2 protein-coding genes are annotated in these 1,543 nt (G+C 58.3%); one reads left to right on the top strand and one right to left on the bottom strand.

Going from position 1 to position 1,543, the window contains the following annotated elements; all coding sequences use genetic code 11:
* On the bottom strand, window positions 1-782 hold a 782-nt coding region (locus tag D6877_RS23335), incomplete at its 3' end, for a pyruvate, water dikinase regulatory protein (RefSeq protein WP_130912262.1).
* A 174-nt stretch (window positions 783-956) separates the two neighbouring features.
* Here D6877_RS23335 and D6877_RS23330 point away from each other — a divergent pair.
* Window positions 957-1,543 (top strand): PEP/pyruvate-binding domain-containing protein (locus tag D6877_RS23330; RefSeq protein WP_277751497.1); only part of this gene is annotated, 587 nt, incomplete at its 3' end.

Raw genomic sequence — 1,543 nt, 5'->3', positions numbered from 1 at the left:
ATCTTCGCCGAAATCTCTTCCACCGAGAAATGCGTGGAATTGATGTGCGGAATGTTTTCGCGGCGGAACAGGTTTTCCACTTCGCGCACTTCGAATTCGCACTGGGCATAACTCGAATAACGGCTGTTGGGCTTGCGCTCATTGCGGATCGCAGTGAGGCGGTCGGGGTCGATGGTCAGGCCGAACAGCTTGTGCTGATGGGCGCGCAGAGCCGTCGGCAGGGTCAGGCGTTCCATGTCGTCTTCGGTCAGCGGATAGTTGGCTGCGCGGATACCGAACTGCATGGCCATGTACAGACACGTCGGCGTTTTGCCGCATCGCGACACGCCCACTAGTATCAGATCGGCTTTGTCGTAATAGTGGGTGCGCGCGCCGTCGTCGTTGTCGAGGGCGAAGTTCACCGCCTCGATGCGCTCCATGTAATTGGAGTTGTGCCCGATGGAGTGGGACTTGCCGACGGTGTAGGAAGAGTGCTCGGTGAGCTCCTGTTCGAGCGGCGCGAGGAAAGTCGAGAAAATGTCGATCATGAAACCATTGGACGTTGCGAGAATCTCACGAATGTCCTGATTGACGATGGTGTCGAAGATGATCGGGCGAAAGCCGTCGGTTTCAGCGGCTTTGTTGATTTGTTGTACCATGGCCCGCGCTTTTTCCACGCTGTCGATGTAGGGCCGCGTGAATTTGCTGAAGGTAATGTTTTCGAACTGCGCCAACAGGCTTTGACCCAGGGTTTCGGCGGTAATGCCGGTGCCATCGGAGATGAAGAAAGCAGATCGTTTCATTTGCACCTTGGGCCTTAAGCTAGTAACGAATCTTGGATATGATAGGCGCGATTTGCCGGCCGCCATTGGCCCGCATTCTCACTTATTTTCCAGGTCCAGGCCATACAACCGGCCAAGGCTCCCCCGGGCCGCCGGTTTCTGAGCTTTTCCAACACAGTTAGTGGAGAGATCACCTTGGTAGAGTACGTAGTTTCCCTCGATAAGCTCGGCAAACACGATGTTGAGCATGTGGGGGGCAAGAACGCATCCCTGGGCGAGATGATCAGTAACCTGGCAGGCGCCGGTGTTTCGGTCCCCGGCGGCTTCGCCACGACGGCTCAGGCCTATCGTGACTTCCTCGAACTGAGCGGCCTGAACGAGCAGATCCACAAGGCCCTCGACGCGCTCGACGTCGACGACGTCAATGCCCTGGCCAAGACCGGTGCGCAGATCCGCCAATGGATCATGGACGCCGAATTCCCTGAAAAGCTCAACACCGAGATCCGCACCGCGTTCGCCGCGCTGTCGGCCGGCAATCCTGACGTGGCCGTGGCCGTACGTTCTTCCGCCACCGCCGAAGACCTGCCGGACGCCTCCTTCGCCGGTCAGCAGGAAACCTTCCTGAACATCCGTGGTGTGGAAAACGTAATCCGCGCCGCCAAAGAGGTGTTCGCTTCGCTGTTCAACGACCGTGCGATTTCCTACCGCGTGCACCAGGGCTTCGACCACAAACTGGTCGCCCTGTCGGCTGGCGTGCAGCGCATGGTGCGTTCGGAAACCGG

This window comes from Pseudomonas sp. Sample_9 (genome assembly GCF_004307535.1).
Lineage (GTDB): Bacteria > Pseudomonadota > Gammaproteobacteria > Pseudomonadales > Pseudomonadaceae > Aquipseudomonas > Aquipseudomonas mercuritolerans.
This window is presented reverse-complemented; position numbering and strand designations above follow the sequence as displayed.